We start from the raw sequence: 20,050 nt of genomic DNA, 5'->3' as shown, positions 1-20,050 counted from the left end.
CCCCCGAGCCAAAAATGTCGGGGCAGTGTGTTCACATGGGTCAGTTCTCAGTGACAATTTATGGGGCTACCGGGTCAGTTCTCAGTGACAATCAACACTGAACGCCGCCCAACGCGGTGCCACGCGGCAAGACCGGTCAAAGCCCATTGTCGACGCCTTCGAACTCTGGCTCGTCCAGAACCGCGCCCGTGTTTCGATAAAATCGCCAACCGGAGAAGCCCTGAAATACATCGCCAAATACTGGGACGGGCTGATCCGGTTCCTCGACGACGGTCGCATCGAACTGGATTCCAACCCCGTCGAGCGCACCATCAGACCAATCGCCGTTGGTTGCTCATTATGCACCCCCTCCGTAAGTCTTTGAAAACATTGAAAGCTGGTCGTCGAACTCAGCGCGACACGGGCGTCCTTTTCGTTCGAGAGCGGTTTTAACGTTATCCGAATGCAGGTCAGTTGTCCGTATTTGGTATGGTGCGCCATCGACCACCTGATTTGCAGGCAGAATACCGTCCTTTATCAGCTTGCGGATGACGTGATTGGTAACACCGAGCTCTTTCGCAGCCTCGGTCATAGTGCGCCACGGGCCGTCCTTATCTGCAGACATGTATCCGTGAATGTCATTCACACGCCGGATGGATGAAACGCGTTTCGCATTCCAGGTCTTGCCCTGACCGGTCGGCATGCCCATGCGGTTGAGACAGGCCGCGATCGCCTCATCGGACCAGCGTCCCGCCATCTCGCGGATGATCCCCAAAGCCTCGGCACTGGTTCGAGCATTGTGTTCTCCGGTCTTCGGCTTCTTGACGCGCAATTCGGTATGCCGGCCGCCTTTCCAATGGACGACCAAAACGATTTCCCCTGTATCGTCGTCGATGTCCGCTACAATGTCTTCGATCAGTGTCCTGATCAATCGTTGCTTGTCGCGCATGGATGTCGCCGGAGCTGTCCAGGCGGTCTCAAGGTCCTGCGCCAGCCCTTCAAGGCGCGTGACATCTACCTCTGGTGCCGCAGCGATATCCGTATCGAGACGCTGCTCGAAACTGCGAACGCGCCCCAAGGCTTCTTCCCATCGTTTCTCCAGCTCTGATGCGATAAGGCGGTTATCCGGGTCACAGGCGGCATAGCGTCGTTCCGCCAAGGATGCATCGTACCGGGCTTGCTGCAACTCCATCTCGAGCACCAACCGCCTGTCTTCGGTAGCTTGGTTCAACATGGCACGTGCCTCGATGGCGGCATCGATGGCAAATGGCGCCACAGCCTCAAGAACGGCATCTGCAATGAGCTTGTCGGGCCGGAACCCACCGAAGGTGATGCAGCGTTTCTGCCCGAGTAGGAGGTTTGGATTGTCGCAGCGGTAGACGGGGCGTGGAGTGCGGCCTGTATAGACCACATGCAACCGCCGTCCGCATCTCGCACAACAGAGGAGACCGGCAAGGAGCGCACCACCGCCGCGACCAGACTTGACCCCTCCAGCACGTCCGAAAGCGTTCTTGGCCAGCTGCGCCTGATTGCGTTCATATTCCTCCCAATCGATGTAACCGACATGGTGGTCTCTGATGACCACATCCCAGTCTTCGGGGGACTTGCGGTTCTTGTAGGTGACATGCGCGCGACCGTCCCGGATTTTTGCTTGCCGCCCGGTTTTACCATAGGCGTAGACCCCGGCATAAAACATGTTCTTCAACACGCTGATCACGTTACGGTAGCGAATGGGTTGCCATTCGAAACTTGTCAGCCGAATGCCATCTGAGGGTCTGGGAAAATGAATACCTTCGCTCGACATGGATAGAAGAACCTGCCGAGCGCTTCCAAGCTCGCGGAACCGGCAGAAGATCTGCCGGATGACCTCCTGGATGCGGAGATCGGGATCGAACATTACCCCGGCGTCGCGATCCCACAGGTAGCCGATCGGCGGCGTATACCGCAGTTCGCCTCGGCGCGCTTTTGCTCTTGCGGCTTCAACCATCCGCGTGCGCAGAACGCCGAGTTCGAACTCGCTGATGCTGCCCTTCATGCCAAGAAGCAGCCGGTCATTCGGATGGCGCGGGTCGTAGACGCCGTCATGGTCCACGACACGCGCATCTACCAGGCCGCAAAGCTCCAGCATGTGGTGCCAGTCCCGCCCATTGCGGGCCAGGCGCGACACTTCCAGGCAGAATACCGCGCCGATCGACCCCGAACACAGCATGGCGACAAGCCGTTCGAAACCGGGCCGGGCCTGGCAGCCGCTGGCTGATACGCCAAGATCGTCGTCGATGACATCGATCCCGGCAAAGCCATACCCGCGGGCCATCTCCACAAGATCGTATTGTCGGCGCTGGCTCTCGAGGTTCGTCATGACCTGACTCTGCGTCGACTGACGCACATAGATCACCGCCTGACGCTTGAGCAGCTCGGGCGGAAAGGTGAGGGCCATGTCATTCATCGCGGCACCCTCCCGGATCGGATTTTGCCGCGGTCAGGAGCACTTGCGCCAGCGCAGTCACGATCGCCCGGTATTCTGGTTCCGTCAGCAATGGTGCCGGTGCCAACGGCAGTGGCAATTGGGTTGGCGTCGGGGATCTGTGATGCGTCATTCGGGTCCTCCATGGGTGAGTCGTCACCCTTGAACCTTCGCCGGAAACCGAGGTGCTGGAGAACCGAATGAAGTTCGAAAAGCGCCTCCGTGGACACTACGGGTTCGCCAAGCTCGAAACTCTGACATACTGAAGCATCCAGAATCCAGGCGGGTGCAAGGATCGCAATACCTGGATCGCGCTCAAGACCGACATGTTGGCCATCACCGCGATTGAGGGTCCTGAAAACCTTCACGTCCGCGCCAAAATAGGCATGCCATCGATAATGAACCCGATAAACCTGCCCGACATGGGCAGAATAAATGGGAACTGGCCCTCAACCGTAAAAACGCGCTCTTCGCCGGGCACGAAGCTGGCGCACAGAACTGGGCCGTCATCGCGTCCCTGATCGAGACCTGCAAACTCAACGGGATTGAACCCCATGGCTATCTGTCCGGTGTCCTGATCGCCATTGCTGGCGGACACAAACAAACGGACATCAAAGAGTTGCTGCCTTGGAACTACGCCAAACCCGTGTGAACGGCGCACCGCTTACAATGAAACAGCTGCAGGGTTGGGTTAAGGATGATGGACTGAGCGAGGCGTGGCAGGGCTTTGACACTTGGGGGCGAACAAAGCCCTGCCGTTGAGGTCAAGATGGCCCACGGAAACCATCCAGCACGCTCGGGTGAGAGGCTAGCGTTTCCAGCCGGGAAGAAAAGCCTCGAAGATCGCCCCACATCACGGATGTTCTGCTGCGGGACGTGCGGGATTGGTCGGCAGAGCCCGGGTGTCAGGGGGGGACCAAGGCTCTGCCGGGCGGAACAGAAGACAAAGGGCGTGCACACTGTCCCGGCAGGGATGACCCTATCAAGCAGGGTTCGGATTTCCAGAGGTCAATTCAGAACGCAAGCGTTGGCGTGGTGATGTCCAAGTCGGTCCGGGTATCGGACTGGATGTGGACCTCGAGGATGAGCGCCGGCCCGGCCGACGCGGATGGCTCTCCGAAGATTTTCACCGCGCGCATAAACCCGCCGGCGCCATAATCGATGAAGTCCCCGACCTGCAAATCGCGCACATCGGTGATTTGGAGTTTGGAGCTGACTTGTGTCACGGCCGAGTGCATAGCAAAGCCCCCTTAGTAAGTGCCGCCGTCGATCGCTTTGATCTGCGACTGCAGCGATGTGAGTGTCGATTGCAAGTTTGAGATTTGCGCAATCGTGTGGCCGTGGGTGCTGGCAGCCTTCGCCGCCAATTGCGCTGTGAGGTCAGGAATGTCCCCAATCCCAAGCGCGACTTCACCGGCTTGCCCGTTGACCGTCGACACCGGGCCGTTGGCGAGCACGCTTTCCGCCACCTCCGCCGCCTCTGCTGCGTCCAGTGCCGCCCGCTGGGCCAGCGCGAGCGCGCTTGAGACAGCGGCAGCGGTCTCGATCAGCGAAGCCGCAAGGCCCGCGCTTGCCGAGATCACCCAATCATCCTGTTCTGCGACGCCGATGGAGCCGTTGACGGCCACGATTTCGCCGGCAAGTCCACCGTTGCCCCGGTTGTAACTGTCCACCCGAAAGGCGGCCCAGTCGTTCAGGTCCTCCGAGCCGGCCCGGGTCACAACAACGTAAGGCGTCGGCGCGAACAGAGCCCGTGCCGGCGTGTCATCGACCTCGAAGGTCGTTTGCAGGCCGACCGAGACCGTCAGCGGTGTGGATGAGGTTGCAACGAGGAAGCCGTTCTCGGCCGCCGCGGAGGCAGTGGCGAGGGCGGGACCCAACACCTCGTTCACCCGGGTCAGGCCCAGCGTCACGAGCGTGTCAGTCGCCGCGTTGATCTGGGACAGCTGGCTGTCGAGGCTTGCAAGGCTCTCCGCAATCAACCGGTAGCGTCGGTTGAAGAAGTCCCGATCAAGGTCCTGATTGTCGCGCACGCGTAGGTCTTCGAACCGGAGCATGGCGTCACCCCTTCTTCATAGGCTCAGAGGATGCGATCGCCTCCGGATGCTCGGCCGTGAGATCGTCAAAGACTTTGGCCTTGAGCGTATAGCGTGCCCCGGGGCGGAACCGTGCTCCCGCAAATTCAAAGGGTCGGTTGACGGTCACACGGTAATGCGTGGGTTGGGAGGCCATAGAGTGTCTTTCCTTGATTGGATATGGGCGGTCCGGGATCAGGACTGCGCGTATTCGATCAGCTCGCCGACGAGGAACAGGTTGGACGCGCTCACCGTGGCGCCGACGATCTTCACCGCGTAGTCACTGACCGATGTGACGTTGAAGATCGAGGTCCGGCGGATCGTGCCATCGGCGAGGACAACATCCTCGACCACATCCGCCGTCTCTGTGCCATCGAGTGACGCCCCGGTCAGAAGGCTGACGGTGCAGTCGTGATTGCCCTCTTCGAAGTGCTGCAGGTCGGTGACAATCTTGACGCTTGTGGTCGGCGAGCCCAGCACGCGTGCCTCCGAGACCCATGTAAAGGTGGTCTTGGGTCGGCTGACCACCGCCTGTGATCCGGTGATGCCAAAGCCCGGCATCAGATCGGTGGTGCCGGTCAAGGTCATCCGCACTGGCAGGATTGCTGGGAGCCCGGACAGGTTTGGCCCGTTATTCTCACCATCAAGCGCCATCCAGGCGCCGCCCACCTGCACCTCGATATCGGTGCGGCAGGCTGGCGGTGTCACGCCGGGATGGAGAATGTCCAGATCGAGAATGCCACCCGCAAGCTGCAATGCGGTGAGCTCCACGCTGATCCGCGACCGCTCGAACTTGGCGAAGTAAAGCCGCATCTTGAGATCATCGACCAGGTTGCCCGCAAAGAACGCGCCATCCGTCGAGACAAAGAACGTGCCCTGCACGACCCCGTTATCGGTATTGGTCATGGCGACATAATGATCTCCCGTGGTGACCAGCACGATCGCATAGCGACGCCCCGCGGTCAGAAAGGTCGGCGTGATCGGCAGACGCGTTTCCACGAGGGAAGGCAGGCCCGCCTCGGTCGAGATGGCCCCGACCTGAATGTCCGCGACGGGGAGCGTTGTGCGCGACACAACCCGGGACAGGTCCGGCATGCCGAACTGCGTCTCCGTCAGCAGCACAGTGATGTCGCCCGTCGCGGCCTTGCGCGAGACATAGAGACCCACCTGGCTCAGCCAGCCGTCCTGGCTGTTGAGGAAGGTCTGCGCCACCTGCTGGCCGTTGATGGTTTCGCTGGTCGTGACGCGATCCCAATACTGCTCCTCATAGGTGTCGATCGGCGTTGTTGCATTAGCCCGGCCTGAGGCGTGACGTCCCCTTACCCCACTGACGTTATGCCACGCGGACGATCTCGGCGGTGCCGAGGGCGTTGAAGCGGTTCATGAGGGCGATGCGGATGTGGATTTCGGCGGTCTGTCGGTCGGGGTCTCTTGCCATGATACGCTCGCCGAAGGATTTCAGGCAGCGCATCTTCGCCTCGATCCGGCTGCGGGCGTGGTATCCGGTCCAGCGTTTCCAGAACGCCCGCCCGTAGTATCGCGTCGCGCGCAGGGTGTCGTTGCGGGCGCGTGCAGCCGGGCAGTCTGCTTTCCAGAGACGTCCGTTCTTTCGGATCGGGATGATAGGAACGGCGTCGCGTTCGATGATGGCCTTGTGGCAGCGGCGTGTGTCGTAGGCGCCGTCGGCGGTGACCGTGCCTATCTGCTCACCTGCCGGGATCTGGCCGAGCAGGTCGGGCAGCACGGGGCTGTCGCCGTCGCGGCTGGGGGTGAACTCGACTGCCCGGATGTCCGAGGTGGTGGTGTCCATGGCCAGATGGACTTTGCGCCATTGGCGTCGGCCTTGCACCCCGTGCTTGCGGGCCTGCCATTCGCCATCGCCGAGGAACTTGATCCCGGTGCTGTCGACCAGCAGGTTCAGCGGGCCGTCCGCACGGCGATACGGGACCTGGACGGCCAAGGTCTTTTGCCTGCGGCACAGCGTGGAAAAGTCCGGCACGGGCCAGTCCAGGCCGGCCAGTCGCAGCAGGCTGGCCACCATTCCGGCGGTCTGGCGCAACGGCAACTTGAACAGGACTTTGATCGATAAGCAGAACTGTATGGCCGCATCGGAAAACACCGCCGGACGTCCGGGTCGACCGTCACGCGGCGCGCGCCAGGTCATGTCCTTGTCGACCCAGATGAGCAGAGACCCCCGCTTCCTGAGTGACGCGTTGTAGCTGGACCAGTTCGTCGTGCGATAGCGGGCGGGAGATGGCTTGCTCATGCTCCGCGTCTAACGCCATGGATTCGCGAAGTGAATCCTTCGTCGTCAGACTTTTGCAACAACGCCGTGTCGATCCAGAACTGGCGCACCCGGATCCAATGCACATTGCCATTGGCCACCCGGTCGCCATTGGGCATGCGGTCGGGCACCCCATTGGTGACCTCCCAGGTCTCACCCTCGGTCCGGAAGACGTTCTCGGCCAGATCATAGGTGCCTTGGCGCCACCAGCGGCTGTTGGTGCAGGCCTGCTGGGTCTCGCCGTAGCGGCGGCGGGTCCGCGCGCGGGTCAACTGGCGGAGTTCTGTGGTCTCGAACGTGTATTGCGCCATCCGGGTCTCGGAGGCGTAACCGGTGAGATCGAGGCGGATCGCGTGGTCGTAGTTTGGCAGAACAAAGCCGTCACGCAGCTCGACATAGACATTGTTTGGATTGAGCAGCGCCAACGGGGAGGTCTCTGACCCCGCCCGCGGAAAGCGAATGCCTTCTTCCACCACCGCGTCAAAATCCGGGTGATCGACCGCAGAGCCCTCTGCGGTCAGGAAGTGGTTGCTGCCGTAGAAGATATAAGCTCCGGGCGCATACACCTCGTCGCGCAGCTCATCGAGCTGTTCGGTCAGGGCCACAATCTCGGATTTGAGCGCGTAGCCGCCCATCCGGTCCGCCAGGGCCGACAGGTCCGTGCGCAGCGTGTCCACCTGACCGCTGATCTGGCCACGCCACTGTTCCAGGGCGGTTGTGCGGCCTGCAAGATTGCGCAGGTTCGGCAGCTGCGTCGGTTGCCACTGCTCGATCGCGACCACGCCCGTGGTGTCGAGCAGCACGTAGGCGATCACCGTCACATTGGCATCGGTCGGCGGGTAGCTGGGATCGGGCCTTCGATCCCGGCCACCGTGGAGAGTTCAGCCCGGCGCAGGTTTTCCATCGCCACGGATTGCGGCTCGGTGGTTCCGGTCTGTGCGTCGATCAGGAAGTCGCGCGGCTGGATGTCGGTCTCGACCTCCTGCCCAAAGGTGACAATGGCCACGCGCTTGCGGGTGACCAGCGGCAGCACGTTGAACATGTCGACAATGATATCCTCGTTGCGGGCAAAGACCGCGCCACCAGCATAGAGCCGACCGGGAGACAGCGTGACTTCTGTCGCGGAGGTCTTACTGGCAGAAAAGCCGCTATAGGCCTTACCAGCTTCGATCGCATCCTTGACGATATGGTCAAGGGAGGCGCGGGCGAACTCCTGTGAGTTGTTCAGATCGGCGGACTGAAGCTCTTGCCGGTCTCGGTAGATGACGGTGCGTTCCAAGGCTCAAACCTCTATCAAGTCGCCCAATGTGATGCTGCCAACCGGGTGTCGGTCGCCAGCCCGGGGCAATCGGTATGTCTTTGTGTTGATCAGGACCTTGTCCCGCAGCGACTTGGAGACCATCACGGCCTCGCGCGCGTCGGTGATCGGGGTCTGGCTTGTGGCCACCATGTAGCCGTTGACAAACGCTCCCGCTGTGCGCGGATGGCGCCGACCCTTGATGCGGGTCAGCACCTCGGCGTGATAGGCGGGCATCCCGAGACGGGTGACGCCCAGATGCGTTGACTGGTGCCGGACGTCGAGCGCGCGATCCGGATCGTGGATGTGCCAGCGCTCGAAGAGATGCTGCCATGCGATGGTCTCTGGCAGGCAGGCCCCCAGCACCCGCTGGCCAGTGCCGCCGGGGAAGATGGACCGCTGTTGTGCCGGGTGCTCCTCTGCAATCATCTGCGGGCGCACATCGATCAGATCGCCGTCGGGCAGGACGGTTGTGTATTGCTCCCGGCCCAGGCGGTAGCTGTAGCGGGCTGCCCGTGGAATGCGGATCATCCGGCGGCGGACACTGAAGTCATCGATCAGGTAGGCGCTGGCCTTGGGCGGGGCGTTGAGATGGACTGCCGCAGTGGGTTTTGGGCCCAGCACCACCTCGTCATAGGAAATCGCGTTGAAGTCCCCAACGCGTTCTGGCGTGACGCTCCGGATCGTGATTGTTTCCTCCGCGCCGCGGTCAAAGACCGTTGCAGTGCGGACATACTTCGTGCCTGAGGCTGAGACCGGGTTTGCCGGTCCCATGAAGGACGTGCCGGGCCCATCGGGCGCCGATAGGAACCGGGTGTTGATCCCCGAGACGCCGCGCGCGACAAACGGGTAGACCCGAAGCTGTGCAAAGCGGTCGAGATATGCCGCGCGCTCCGTCTCTGTCAGTGCCTTTGACAGATACGTCTTGGCCGGCGGCACAACAAAGCGCCGCGCCTCGGCGCCCATCACCTCCAAAGCCTGTGCAACGGCCGTTTGCGTGCCCTTGATCGCATGAAACGGCAGCGACCGGGCCGTTTGCACGCGCTGCTTTTCCTCCGGCCACGTGTCGCGCCAAAGATCGACAGACAGGCCCCAGGACAGCCATGGTAGATGCGGGCTGGGGATGTCGAATGGCTTGACCAAGTCCCGCAGCCCGTCGCGCAGCGTGGAGGCGCGGGCGCCGGTTACATCAACAGCCTCCTCAAAAGCGGTCCGGTTGTCCGGGAGCAGGCTATCGGTCGTCATAATATCTCCGAGGCCCGACGGGTAATAGGCGTGTCTTGCAAGTTAGCAGATATATTCTTACGTTTTTGTTATCGTTCCAATGAAAGCAAGAATATGCCTGAGACAGCGACCCTTTCTTCGAAGTTTCAAATTTCGATCCCGAAAGCCATTCGGACCGCACTGCATTGGGAGGCTGGCCTGACCTTTGCCTTTATCCCCAAAGGCACCGGTGTCTTGCTCGTTCCCGTGCCAAAGCTTGAGGATCTCAAAGGCTTGGCAAAAGGGGCAAGCCCCAAGGATTACCGGGACCATTCGGACCGAATCCTATGATTCTGGTCGATACATCGGCTTGGATCGAATGGCTGATCGCCTCTCCAACCGGCGACTTGCTCACGCAACATCTGCCCAAACAAACAGATTGGTTGGTCCCAACCATGGTCCAGCTGGAGTTGAGCAAGTGGCTCACCCGCGAAGTCGGTGAAGAGAAGGCTGATCAGGTCATTGCGTACACACAAGTCTGTCGAGTTGTCAGTCTTGAGACGGACGTGGCGCTTTTAGCCGCGGAATTCTGTCGTTTACATAAGCTGGCAACAGCTGATGCCGTAATCTACGCCACGGCGCAGCTCAACAGTGCCAAATTGCTCACCTGTGATGCACATTTCGAAGGGCTGCCTGATGTGCGGTTCGTCGAAAAGTCGGTTTCATAGGCCCTTTCAAAGGTCCCGCAAGGCCGCCACCGTCACGGTGATCGCGTCGATCGTGTAGACCTCGGTTGGACCCAGAACGATGCCCTCTGCCGGCGACGCCAGCTCGACGGAATGCACGCCCTCTTGGTGCAGCTTCGAGAAGAGTGCCGATCGGCGCAGGTTCATGCCCAGCATGCGGTTCGCTTCGACCCATTCCGAAACAGCCGCCAGCGCGCGCTCGCGCACCACGGAGCCATCGGGGCCCGGGTAGAGGGTCAGGGTGGCGGTGATCTCGGTGCGGCGGACCTCTGGGCCCAGAACCTCCACCATATCGGTCAGCGGACGCACGTCGTTCTCGATGAGCGACAAACGAACAGCTTCGCGCTCCGCAAGGTTCGGGATCGGGTCGGCCCCCTCGCGCAAGATGGTCACCCGCACCCGGCCGGGCTGTGTCATGATCGCCGTCGCGTCCCGCGCCCATGGGGCAGCAGAGAGCGCATGGTAGATATAGGCGCCCGCGGGGCCGGCTACCGAGAAGGCCTCCGGAGCCAGCTGCACACGCCGGCGCAGGCGCGCGTCATCTTCCGCAACCAGCGCGCCGGTTGCGTCCTCGATCTGCATCCGGGCCGTGGCAAAGAGCGCAGCCAGATGGTCGAGATTGGACCCGTAGGAGGACGCCAGAAGGACGGAGCGCGCCGCGTCGTTGATCCGGGCGCGCAGCAGCATCTCGCGATAGGCGAACGCCTCAATCAGCTTGCGCGCCGGTTCGCTTTCGAGGTCGATCACGCCCTCAATGGCCGGGAACCGTGCCACGAGGTCATCGCGCATCTCCGAGACGATCGCTTCATAGTCCAGCGTCTCGATCACGTCTGGTGGCGTCAGGCCCGACAGGTTGATGGCGGTGAAACGGCTCATGGGCATAACTCGATCAAAAATCAGGAATACAGCGCAATTGCGCCAAATCTATCTACAGGCCGGGTTCGGTCCGCTCCTCGATCAGCACCCCGTCCGGGTTCGTATAGGCGTCGATGCGTCGTGCACCCTCAACCGTGAAATCGCCATAGGTTGCCCTTGGCCGGTACTGACCCTCCAGGAAAAAGTGCAGCTGGCCGTCGCGGGTCACCTCGACGATCTGGATACGGGTGACGCGGTAGCGGGGCTCCCACTGCTCGATGGCGGAGGTTACGGCCGCAAACCACGGGGTGACTTCGTTGGGCGTGATGGTGCGCCCCAGCAGGTTTGGCACAAACGACCCGTACCACTCGCGCATGATCCGCGTTTGCCAAACCGCGTGGTGAAGATGTCCTGCAGACTTTGGACGACGTGCGGCCAGCCCTCCAGTACACCGCCGGTGGCCGCGTTGAGGCCGACCGAAGGGCTGGTGTATTTTGGTAACATGTATGTCGTCCCAGATTGCTCAGGCAATTGGATTGAGGCACATCGGGCGCCAGACTGGATCTGGAGAATCTCGGATGGGCCAATCAGCAATGGCAAACTGCACATATTGTGGCGTGTCACTCCGAGCGTCGGATGAGACTTGCCCAAACTGTGAGGAACCGACAGCGCCGATCCCGCGAAAGAAGACCATCCGCCAAGAGCCTGTGTTCAAATCCTCCCGGCCCACGCACTCAGAAGAGGCTTAACCCCCTTGTTGTTCTGTCGCGTTGCCGCGCGTTTTGCCTCTACCTATTGGCTTTGTCTCTGCATTGGCTGGGAGTGACGGGGCGCTATCACTGGCTGCTTCAGATTTTGAGCCGATCGCATTCAGTGCGCGCAAAGTCCCAAGCCGCAGCTCGTGCTCGGCTTGTTTTTCGGTCAGCGTCAGCACGGTGCCGACGCCGGTGTTGTTCTGGCCGGCCACAAATCGGCCGGCCTGTTCTGTGATGGCGTAACGCGGCATGGCGTCCTCCTTGCTTATGTCCCGGGCACCCGTGCGGGCACCTGGTCTGATCCCGTCCCGCCCGGACCGGAAACGGTTGCGGCGGAGGCTGGCCCAACGGGTCCAACCTTTGCTCCCTGAATGTCGCCCTCCGCCTTGATCGTCTCTTTGACATGCAGCCGCCCATCAATCTGAACGCCGCTGCCGTTGATCGTGACCGTGGTCCCATCAACACGAAAGACAACCTCGTCACCCCTGACTTCGATCCGCACCGCGCCATAGGTCAGGACGTTTTCGTCGTTGCGGTCCGATGGGGCGGGCACGGTTGAAGACCAGTGCAGCGGTACGGCGACCGCCTGCTGAAAGTCGCCCGTCGGCGAAACAATCGTGAATTGCTGTCCGATCTCCGGCGGTGTGTGAACCCGCAGCGCGCCTGCGTGCTGGGCATAAGGCACCCAAGGCGACAGGAACCGTCCACCAGCTCCGTGAGCCGGGCCAAGGTCCAGCCGGACCCGGAACATCGCCATATCAATCTCCGCGACCCGACCATGGCGCAGCAGGCCAGAGACGCGGCGCTCAAGATCGGTGACGCGGGCCACCAGTTCCACAAGCTCTCGGACCGCCATGTCAGGGGTCCTCCGGGGGGATGATCAGATCAAATCCCCCGCCATCGATGGTGACCTGCTCCAGCGCTTCCGGATCATCCTCAAGATCCAGCACGGGGCCGATGCCTATTTGATCAGCGCTCTCCAGTGAAATGCCCAGTTCTGCGGCAGCGCGGCGCCAATCGACGCGTGGGTTGCCCTCGATCTCTGTGCGCAGGAGACCCGCGATGCGCGCCAAATCAGGGTCTGCTGCCATCAGAGCAAGGATGTTGCCCCAGGCGGTGTTTGGCGCAATCGTGCCACCAGCCACCGGCGTATCAACGAGATCGCAGGTCAGCACGATCTGCCGGGCCGCAAACCGCACGCCGTTTTCCGCTGAGGCTCCACGACGCGACAAGCTCCGCGTCACGCGCGGAACCAACATCATCCAGGCGCGCGACCACGCGCCGTCGTCCGTCATCAGTGCGGCGGCGATCTGATGCTCCATGATGTCCAGTGTCAGTTCCATCCCCTCATCCGTATGTGGGATGGCGATCGTGATCTGGCCGCCTTGCCCGTCCGCGGCTGGCACGTCGACCCGCGAAGCGATCGCAATCTCGATCACAAGATCGCACTGGTGGCCTCCTGAGACGAGATCGCGGCCAGTGACTGCGAGCGCGTACTCATCCGTGGTCACCACGATCAGCGGCTGACGGTTCTCGGCGATGGTCTGGTCGATCGGGTCGACCGCACTGTCAAAGACCCGTGGGCCAGCCAGCGTCTTGTCCCGAACCGCGCGGGCGGCTGAGAGCCGCATAACCATACGCGTCAGGCTCATATGTCATCCTCCTCCCGAACAAGAATGAGGGTGATATCCCCCATATCCGTGTTCTGCACGGCGCTGATCCCATAGCGCGGCTGGCCTGCGCGGTTGGTGAGGCAGATCGCATCGCCCTTGGTGGGTAGCGCTGTCAGAGCATCTGCCTGCGCTTTTGCGATCCAGAATGTGGCAGAACTTGATGTCACCTGTGTCCCACCAGAAAACCCACCAGCCTGTCCATCGAGCCCCTGCTGGGCTGCGCCCGCAGAGAAGACCCCGGTGACGGCCACCTCGGGACGGTCAGGGTCGCTGGCGCGCACCGCGTATTGTGACGACACACGAGGGATAAAACGGGCGGGTTCGGCAAAGACACGGGACAGCACAGCTGAGGCAGCCGCATCAAAGTCCTCAAAAGGGGGTATTCTCGGTCCTGTTCATGGAAGTATCCCAAGCCGCATCCTGAGTCGGCGCCAGCCACCACCGCCCGGTGAAAGGCAAGCGCTATTGCACTCACAGAATCTGGGGATAACTCTGTGGAGTTGGCTGTATGGGGCAGGCTAAATCCCCATTATACGGGTACTTTTGTCGAAATGCCTAAAAAATAGGCAATCCATAACGCATTGATATTGAGATATATTTTGTCGCTGCGGTAGGCGTGCTATCAAAAGCGTCCGTTTGTAACATTTGGGTGTCAAGGGTGAATAACCTTGACGTGACATCATGTTGCTGCGCTGCGGCAAGTGTTAGATATCTTTGACACTATGTCCGCTTGCCGGGGATCAGGACCCGCGGGCGTGTGCAATACAGCAGCGCGTTCATCTGGAATTCGAGGTTCACGCCTTTGCCGTTCTGCATTTCCCACTGTTTGCCATAGAGCCGCTGGCCGGGGGTGTTGACCGTTTCAATATAGTCGGCCGGCGCATAGACGGTGCGGAAAAGCCCCGGCACGCCCGAGGGCACGAGGTGGCACTTGTCTGTGTCGATGCCGACATTTTGGCCGCCGCGATAGTTCATCCAGGTGATGCCGCCGAACTCGAAGGCACCGTAGATGCCAGAGTTCCCGGAATTGATATAGGCGTTGCGCAGCGAGGCGGCGTCGGCATAGCCCTTGTAGGTCTCGCGCACTTCCGGATGGGCGATCAGGTCGTCGAAGAAGGCATCGCCGCAGAGCGCCATGATGCCCGTGTAGGGCAGACCGTCAAGAATGCCCGCCATCTGGCGGATGACGCCGGCGCATTTCTTGCGGAGCGCACCGTCGGTGGCACTGGCATTGTCGAGGTCAAAATCGACCACCGCCTGCTGACTTTCGCCGAACTCGGTGAAATAATCAAAAAGCACCGAGCCATCGGCATCGAGAAGCTGGCCGGTCTTGAGGATGTTCAGACGGTGGTATTCCTCGGTCAATGCGAAGAACTGGCTCGCTTCGGCTGCACGGTCCGCGATTTTCTGCTGCAGCCGCTCGACCGCCACTTCCTGGCCGAAGGCGCGGACCTGCTGGACCTCGTCGGCATAGATCGCATCATCCACTTGGAAATGCGGCACCTTCAGCATGCGCACCGCACGCTTCGATTTGTCGAAGGTCTGGCCCGGGCCGCCACGGGGGCTCGCCGAGACCAGCATCCGGTTCTGCTCTTTGTCCTTCTCGATCGCGATGTCGAGCGTGTCGATGCTGGTGGTCTGGAACAGCCCCATGCCCGATACGGGAGGGGGTGTATTTGATCTCACGAAGCGCATCCGTGAGGCGCATGACGCTGAAGGCGTCCTGACTGAAGATGTTGAGGATCGACATGGGAGGTCCTTTATTGCGTCGGCGCGCCAGTTCATGGCCACGCGGGATCGCCCTGCAGCCCGAGGGCGCAGGGGATCGATTACAAAATTGGGTGGGGCGGCTTTGGCGGTGGTTACCGAACGATAATGCCGACCGCCGCAAGATCGGCTTGGGCCGCGGCCTTTTCTGCCGCCTGATCCCGGTCGGGATGATAGGTCAGGATCTTGCCGTTGACCTCGGCATCCCGAGTGATGGCGGCAATGCCAACATCATTGGCCGTGGCATCGCAGCCGTAGAGCGCAATCGCCGCGGCGGTCTGGCTGCCATCGGTCGCGCCAACGGCACTGGCCAGATATTTGCCGCTTGCTGTGATTTTGCCAAGCACCGTGCCCCGGGCGATGATACCCGCGCCGCTGGCAATGGTGATGTTTTCCCGCGAGCGCTGGCCATTGGCCTCGGTCATCAGGAATTCGCCGGGATGGCGGCCTTCGATGAGAACGGTCATGATGGGATGTCCTTATCCTGCATAGATCGCATGTCAGCCGAACCGGGCGTTGGCATTGGTGACAGCTTTGGTCCACCCAGCTGCACTGCGCTCGGCGCGGTTGCGGTGATCCGCTGGGGTTTCGGCGCCAAGTTCAGCCTCTTGCGCAGCGCGGTCGGCGATGGAAGCTGACGTAATGGCTTTCGGCGAGGCTGCGAGTACTTTGGCCGCGTCGGCCACCGTCATCTCGGTCTCGAGCGCCAGCACCAAGGCTTGCGCCTCCCGACCTTCCGTTTCCGGTGCGGTCAGAATGGCTTTGATCCGCGCTGTGGCCAATTCCTTACCGACAGTGACACCAGTTGCATGGGCTTCCGTCCGGGCGGCCTCGACGGCCGTCTGTAAATCTGCGGGGCTGATGGCAGCGACGTCACTCGCGGGCGCCTCACTTTGAGTGGTTTTGGTCATAGGTCCTCCTTTTCTCTGGGGTCTTGCCCCGGAGGGCGGTTGGGACAGCGTTGCAATGACCTCGTCGAGGCTCGCCATGCGATCGGCGAGGCCCTGGGCGATGGCATCGGCGCCGAGATAAGTCCGGGCTTCTGTCGCCCGGATGGTCTCAGAACTGATCCGGCCCGCGCGGCCCTCGGCCACGAGACCGACGAACTGGTCGTAGATTTTCATAACCTCCGCCTGCAGGTCGGCGCGCACGGCGTCCGACAGCGGTCCAAACGGATGGCCATCCACCTTGTGGGCGCCTGCATGAATGAGCGTCGGCTTGACGCCGCGGTCTTCCAGTTCCCCCGATCGATCGAGATGGGTCAGCACCACGCCGATCGATCCCACCATCGAGGTGGGCGACACGATGATTTCCGATGCCGCGCTCGCGATGCCATAGGCAGCGGAAGCCGCCACATCATTGACGAAGGCCACGACAGGTTTGCTCTTATTGACCGCGCTGACCAGCTTGGCCGTGGCAAACATGCCCGTGGCCTCGCCACCGGGACTGTCGATATCCAAGAGCACCGCTCGCACATCCGGATCAGCTTCCGCCTCACGCAACTGTGCGGCAATCCCCTCATAGGACACAAGACCCGAACTGGCCCCGATCCAGGCGCCGCGGTTCACGAGGCTGCCCACGATCGGCAGGATCGCCACGCCGTTTTCCACGCGCATGGACCCCACGCTGCCATTGTCGCGGCGGTATGTGCCAACGAACCGGTTGCTCTCCGGCGTGATGTCTTGCAGCGGATCAATGCCAATCCGTCCCTGCAGCACATGCAGGATGAGATCGGCCTTGTCCGGGTGCAGAAGCAGTGGTCGGTTCAGAACGCGTCCCGCAATCTGCGCAAGAGACGGTCCCACTTCAGCGATGGCCGTCTGTTTGATCTTGGGCGGTTCCGTCACCTTACCCCTCCTGTGCCAATCGCAAACCGCCGCGGGCCGCGGCCCTTCAGCTGGGCGCATTGCTCTTCAAAGCCGCGAATGACCGTGAGCAGCCGATCGGGATGCGCCCGGTGATAGGTCACCGACCGTTCCACCCCGTTTGATCCGGCCCGGAACCGCACCTCCATGGCGCATTCACCGGCAACAAGCCTTACATAGACCTGCCGCAGACTGGCAGCGGCGGCGCAGGGATCGGCCTCATCAATGGGGATCGTCATGCCTCAGCCTCTTCGCTTGTCTCGTCAGCCGCGGCAGGACCACCGCCGTGAGCCCCCATCATCTGCGGCTCGGGCAGCCCGTATTCCGCTCTGAGCGCCTGTTCCTGGGCCAGTTGCTGATAGACATCGTCCACATCCGCCCCGAGATCGGTGCAGATCATCGCATCCGACATCACGCCGAGCCGCTTCCAGACCTCATGGGCCTTGGCCTTCTTCAGATCATCAGCCTGCGGACGCGGGTCGCCCCGCCATTCGGCGCGGCACGCAGCCGTGCGATTGGCCATGAACCCGTCCATCCCACCCGGAAACGGCAGGGTTCCCGCTTCAATCTCTTCCTCGAGCCAGGCCTCGTAAATCGGCTGGCAGAACGGCGCCATGATATTGCGGCGCCGGGCTTTCGTGATCGCGAATATCTCCGTGGTCGCCGCTTGCAGCGAAGAATAAGTCGCGCCGACATTGTCGCCTGTGGCGCTCTCGTAGGTCAGCCCCAGGCAGCGCGCGAGTTCGCGCAGCAGATGCATCGAAAATGCCGCGTAATCCGATGACGGGTGATTGCTGGTGTGGAACTTCAGCTCCTGCCCCGGAAAGAGGTGGGCCAAGCGACCATTTATGCCCACGTCCAGCGTGCTGCCGTCATAGTAGCCCGCGACCATCTCGATATAGGCCTCCATCGGCGAGATGCCGCGATGCGTGCCGGGTGCGCCCTCAAAAATGTGGATCACCCGCGGCCGCCCCGCGGCATCCCGCGCGCGCACATCATATTCCACATCGTGTTTGAACAGGTCCTTGCGGATCGCCCGGTAGCCAACCGGCATGCCATCGGCATCCGTATAGACCCCGTTGATCAGCCGCCGCATACTTTCCGTCTTGCGCGACAGGCGATGTGGCGGCAGCAGGCGCACTTTCGTGCCGTAGCGGTTCCACGGTCGCTTGCGCCACGGGAGCTCAGCCAAGATTTCGCCAGTGATGAGCCAGGAGCGGAAGGCCGCTGCCTGCATTTGCCCGAAGGTGCGCAGACCCTGAATATCACACTCCTGCGCGCTGCGCGCCCAGAGCTCGAACCGGCGCTCCACCGTCTTGGCCCAATCAGACGCTTGGGCTGGTGTCATGCCAAAGGTCTCGTTCTCCGGCAGCGCTTTCAGCTGCAGACCGATGCCGACGGTATTGGCGACACATTGCTCCAGCGCACCGGCCAACCAGCCGCTGTTGTGCAGGAGATCATTGACCCGCGCGGCGGCATCGTCCCAAGCCTCACCGATATCATCTTGGGCTTCCCGCAAAGCCGGCTTCCAACCGGCGAAGGTCACGCCCCGCCCGCCGCGCAGGTATTTGCCGGAGGGTCTGGGGAGGTTCATCCCCTCCGGCCCCGCTGCCGGAGGCAGTGCCTCGGACAGCAGATCTTTCAACTTTGCGATCACAGACATGTGAGCTATCCATTCAGCCTGCTGCCATGGCGGGCAAACCGCCCGCGCAGTGCGCCGCTGCCGCCGCGACCTGGGGAGGAGCGCGATGCCGGCGGCGGCGCCTTTGATTGATCAGGCTCAGGTGCTGTCACCCGGGTTGGGTCATGCCCGTCGGGCACGGCCGCCTCGATCGAAGTCTTGCGTTCGATCCCTTCCGGGATCCGCTGGACGTTCAGCGTGTAGCCAATGGCCGCGCAGAGGGCCTCGCAATCGAGAAAGTGGTTGTTTCGCGAGCGTTTCACCCAGACGGGCTTGCCCTCGACCACGACCCGCGCCTCCGAGGTCAGCTGCTTGCAGTAATCCTCCGACACCGCCTCATGCACATGAAACGCCCCAGGCTGATCCGCCGGCGTGCGAATGCGCGACATTACCAGCGATTTGAAGAAATCCGTCGAGAGCGTCACCAAATCGATGGAATAGAGCGCTTTTTTGCCGTCGGGCTTCACCTCGATTTTTGAGACCCGATATGGCGGGCTCTGGACATCTTTCCCCTTCGTCGGGGCGCACAGCCAACTGTAACGGCGGCAGAACTCATAGACCTTGTGCTCATTTCCAAGCTCCGGCTTGTCCGGCCGGAACCCGGAGTCAATAAACACCTTCTCGATCTGCATCCCGCCCACCGGCGTCAGCATCAGATCCGCTAGCGCCGACCAGACATCGTCATCTTCCGTGGGCCCGTAAAGATGGCCATTTTCGATCAGCCAGGACGTGCCCCGCGCCCCGAAGGCCCGGATCACATAGACCAGACTAAACTTCTGAACGTCCACGCCCATCACGAGGCGCAACCCGCCCGCGGGGACATCGCCCGACCGGTAGGGCTGGCGGCGTTCCATGATTTCTTGCCAGTCCGGCACATCGCCCGAGGCCGTCATGGCGTAGCATTCGCCAAAACCCGCATTCATCGCGGTCTGGATGCGGTCGTGATCGCCCGACTGCAGCGCCGTCAGATAGGTTTCCGCGCGCTGGCCCCAAGTCACAAAAGGCGAGCAGAGCCCCGATGTCCACATCGACAGCGTCGAGCTGTCAGCCGGCGCGCCCGTGACATGCGCCGCGTCGTCCTTGAGCGTCACCTGCTGCCCCGGTGCGACCATCGCGCCCCGGGCATTCATCCAGACCTTGTCGGTCTCCACGTGCTGCGCGCCGCAGCGCGGGCATTCCAGCGTTGCGGCCTGCTTGGCCTGCGCGGGACTGGCCGTCTTCGGCCAGCGCAGCTGCTTGAAGCGCGGGATGAAGTAGTCCGCGCAGGACCGGCAGGGCCAGGCCCAATGGTGCCGCGTGCCCTCCTGCCAGAGCTTCCAGATCGGGCTTTCCAGGTCCTCCGGGCTGGACCGTGCCCAGAACTCCAGACCGCTGGCATCATCCGGTTCGATTTCCACGAGGCCCCG

General features: G+C 61.8%; 24 protein-coding genes and 2 pseudogenes. 4 read left to right on the top strand and 22 right to left on the bottom strand.

Annotated features, from left to right (window positions below; genetic code table 11):
- Positions 1-112: 112 nt before the first annotated feature.
- Positions 113-328, top strand: a pseudogene (locus tag MCRY_RS21055) (IS66 family transposase); the annotation flags it as partial.
- Between the two features lie 9 nt (positions 329-337).
- Here the strand turns inward: MCRY_RS21055 and MCRY_RS21050 are convergent.
- Both MCRY_RS21050 and MCRY_RS23035 read right to left on the bottom strand, forming a co-directional pair.
- Positions 338-2,425, bottom strand: a complete 2,088-nt coding sequence (locus MCRY_RS21050; RefSeq protein ID WP_217808254.1) for a recombinase family protein — start codon at positions 2,423-2,425, stop codon at positions 338-340.
- On the bottom strand, positions 2,418-2,576 hold the full coding sequence (locus MCRY_RS23035) for a hypothetical protein (RefSeq protein WP_176234544.1): 159 nt from the start codon (positions 2,574-2,576) through the stop codon (positions 2,418-2,420). Before MCRY_RS23035 ends, MCRY_RS21050 begins: the two co-directional genes overlap by 8 nt.
- Positions 2,577-2,885: 309 nt before the next feature.
- Here MCRY_RS23035 and MCRY_RS21045 point away from each other — a divergent pair.
- Positions 2,886-3,095: pseudogene (locus MCRY_RS21045) on the top strand (transposase domain-containing protein); the annotation flags it as partial.
- A gap of 361 nt (positions 3,096-3,456) precedes the next feature.
- Here the strand turns inward: MCRY_RS21045 and MCRY_RS21040 are convergent.
- The 8 genes from MCRY_RS21040 to MCRY_RS21010 form a co-directional block, all read right to left on the bottom strand.
- Positions 3,457-3,681 (bottom strand): hypothetical protein, encoded by a 225-nt coding sequence (locus tag MCRY_RS21040; RefSeq protein WP_085633556.1) that lies wholly within the window; start codon positions 3,679-3,681, stop codon positions 3,457-3,459.
- Positions 3,682-3,693: 12 nt separating this feature from the next.
- Positions 3,694-4,500, bottom strand: coding sequence for a phage tail fiber repeat family protein (locus MCRY_RS21035; protein ID WP_085633554.1), 807 nt, complete (start codon positions 4,498-4,500; stop codon positions 3,694-3,696).
- Positions 4,501-4,504: 4 nt separating this feature from the next.
- On the bottom strand, positions 4,505-4,675 hold the full coding sequence (locus MCRY_RS23030) for a hypothetical protein (RefSeq protein WP_176234543.1): 171 nt from the start codon (positions 4,673-4,675) through the stop codon (positions 4,505-4,507).
- A 38-nt stretch (positions 4,676-4,713) separates the two neighbouring features.
- Positions 4,714-5,730: a hypothetical protein gene (locus MCRY_RS21030; protein WP_085633552.1), complete on the bottom strand. Its 1,017-nt coding sequence runs from the start codon at positions 5,728-5,730 to the stop codon at positions 4,714-4,716.
- 121 nt (positions 5,731-5,851) lie between these two features.
- Positions 5,852-6,784 carry an IS5 family transposase gene (locus MCRY_RS21025; protein WP_085633550.1) on the bottom strand — a complete coding sequence of 311 codons (933 nt, stop codon included), beginning with the start codon at positions 6,782-6,784 and terminating at the stop codon, positions 5,852-5,854.
- On the bottom strand, positions 6,781-7,623 hold the full coding sequence (locus tag MCRY_RS21020) for a hypothetical protein (RefSeq protein ID WP_085633548.1): 843 nt from the start codon (positions 7,621-7,623) through the stop codon (positions 6,781-6,783). The genes MCRY_RS21025 and MCRY_RS21020 overlap by 4 nt, the downstream gene beginning before the upstream one ends.
- Positions 7,620-8,081: a hypothetical protein gene (locus tag MCRY_RS21015; RefSeq protein WP_085633546.1), complete on the bottom strand. Its 462-nt coding sequence runs from the start codon at positions 8,079-8,081 to the stop codon at positions 7,620-7,622. The genes MCRY_RS21020 and MCRY_RS21015 overlap by 4 nt, the downstream gene beginning before the upstream one ends.
- A gap of 3 nt (positions 8,082-8,084) precedes the next feature.
- Positions 8,085-9,344 carry a phage tail protein I gene (locus MCRY_RS21010; protein ID WP_085633544.1) on the bottom strand — a complete coding sequence of 420 codons (1,260 nt, stop codon included), beginning with the start codon at positions 9,342-9,344 and terminating at the stop codon, positions 8,085-8,087.
- Positions 9,345-9,437: 93 nt separating this feature from the next.
- Here MCRY_RS21010 and MCRY_RS21005 point away from each other — a divergent pair, with 93 nt between their 5' ends.
- Together MCRY_RS21005 and MCRY_RS21000 are read left to right on the top strand one after the other, a co-directional pair.
- Complete coding sequence (locus MCRY_RS21005) at positions 9,438-9,653, top strand: AbrB/MazE/SpoVT family DNA-binding domain-containing protein (protein WP_085633542.1); 216 nt, start codon at positions 9,438-9,440, stop codon at positions 9,651-9,653.
- The gene (locus MCRY_RS21000) at positions 9,650-10,030 is read left to right on the top strand and encodes a type II toxin-antitoxin system VapC family toxin (protein ID WP_085633540.1); all 381 of its coding nucleotides are present in this window, start codon (positions 9,650-9,652) and stop codon (positions 10,028-10,030) included. The genes MCRY_RS21005 and MCRY_RS21000 overlap by 4 nt, the downstream gene beginning before the upstream one ends.
- 6 nt (positions 10,031-10,036) lie before the next feature.
- Here MCRY_RS21000 and MCRY_RS20995 read toward each other — a convergent pair whose 3' ends face one another.
- The 12 genes from MCRY_RS20995 to MCRY_RS20940 form a co-directional block, all read right to left on the bottom strand.
- The gene (locus tag MCRY_RS20995) at positions 10,037-10,924 is read right to left on the bottom strand and encodes a baseplate assembly protein (protein WP_176234542.1); all 888 of its coding nucleotides are present in this window, start codon (positions 10,922-10,924) and stop codon (positions 10,037-10,039) included.
- Between the two features lie 52 nt (positions 10,925-10,976).
- Positions 10,977-11,279, bottom strand: a complete 303-nt coding sequence (locus MCRY_RS20990) for a GPW/gp25 family protein (RefSeq protein ID WP_085633536.1) — start codon at positions 11,277-11,279, stop codon at positions 10,977-10,979.
- A gap of 369 nt (positions 11,280-11,648) precedes the next feature.
- Positions 11,649-11,909, bottom strand: coding sequence for a hypothetical protein (locus MCRY_RS20985; RefSeq protein WP_085633534.1), 261 nt, complete (start codon positions 11,907-11,909; stop codon positions 11,649-11,651).
- A gap of 14 nt (positions 11,910-11,923) precedes the next feature.
- The gene (locus MCRY_RS20980; protein WP_085633532.1) at positions 11,924-12,514 is read right to left on the bottom strand and encodes a phage baseplate assembly protein V; all 591 of its coding nucleotides are present in this window, start codon (positions 12,512-12,514) and stop codon (positions 11,924-11,926) included.
- 1 nt (position 12,515) lies between these two features.
- A complete protein-coding gene (locus tag MCRY_RS20975) occupies positions 12,516-13,310 on the bottom strand; it encodes a hypothetical protein (protein WP_085633530.1) in 795 nt (264 codons plus the stop codon).
- Positions 13,307-13,714, bottom strand: coding sequence for a head-tail joining protein (locus MCRY_RS20970; protein ID WP_425320144.1), 408 nt, complete (start codon positions 13,712-13,714; stop codon positions 13,307-13,309). The genes MCRY_RS20975 and MCRY_RS20970 overlap by 4 nt, the downstream gene beginning before the upstream one ends.
- Before the next feature lie 337 nt (positions 13,715-14,051).
- Positions 14,052-15,017 (bottom strand): major capsid protein, encoded by a 966-nt coding sequence (locus tag MCRY_RS20965; RefSeq protein ID WP_217808253.1) that lies wholly within the window; start codon positions 15,015-15,017, stop codon positions 14,052-14,054.
- 176 nt (positions 15,018-15,193) lie between these two features.
- Complete coding sequence (locus MCRY_RS20960) at positions 15,194-15,565, bottom strand: head decoration protein (RefSeq protein WP_085633526.1); 372 nt, start codon at positions 15,563-15,565, stop codon at positions 15,194-15,196.
- 33 nt (positions 15,566-15,598) lie between these two features.
- Complete coding sequence (locus MCRY_RS20955; RefSeq protein ID WP_217808252.1) at positions 15,599-16,945, bottom strand: S49 family peptidase; 1,347 nt, start codon at positions 16,943-16,945, stop codon at positions 15,599-15,601.
- Positions 16,942-17,202: a hypothetical protein gene (locus tag MCRY_RS20950; protein ID WP_085633523.1), complete on the bottom strand. Its 261-nt coding sequence runs from the start codon at positions 17,200-17,202 to the stop codon at positions 16,942-16,944. The genes MCRY_RS20955 and MCRY_RS20950 overlap by 4 nt, the downstream gene beginning before the upstream one ends.
- A complete protein-coding gene (locus MCRY_RS20945) occupies positions 17,199-18,626 on the bottom strand; it encodes a phage portal protein (RefSeq protein WP_085633521.1) in 1,428 nt (475 codons plus the stop codon). Before MCRY_RS20945 ends, MCRY_RS20950 begins: the two co-directional genes overlap by 4 nt.
- A gap of 5 nt (positions 18,627-18,631) precedes the next feature.
- On the bottom strand, positions 18,632-20,050 hold a 1,419-nt coding region (locus MCRY_RS20940), incomplete at its 5' end, for a terminase gpA endonuclease subunit (RefSeq protein ID WP_085633519.1).

Origin of the sequence: Marivita cryptomonadis, assembly GCF_002115725.1 — a bacterium.
In the GTDB taxonomy this organism is placed as follows: Bacteria; Pseudomonadota; Alphaproteobacteria; order Rhodobacterales; family Rhodobacteraceae; genus Marivita; species Marivita cryptomonadis.
Note: the sequence above shows the minus strand (reverse complement) of the source record. Positions and strands in the feature narration are given on the sequence as shown.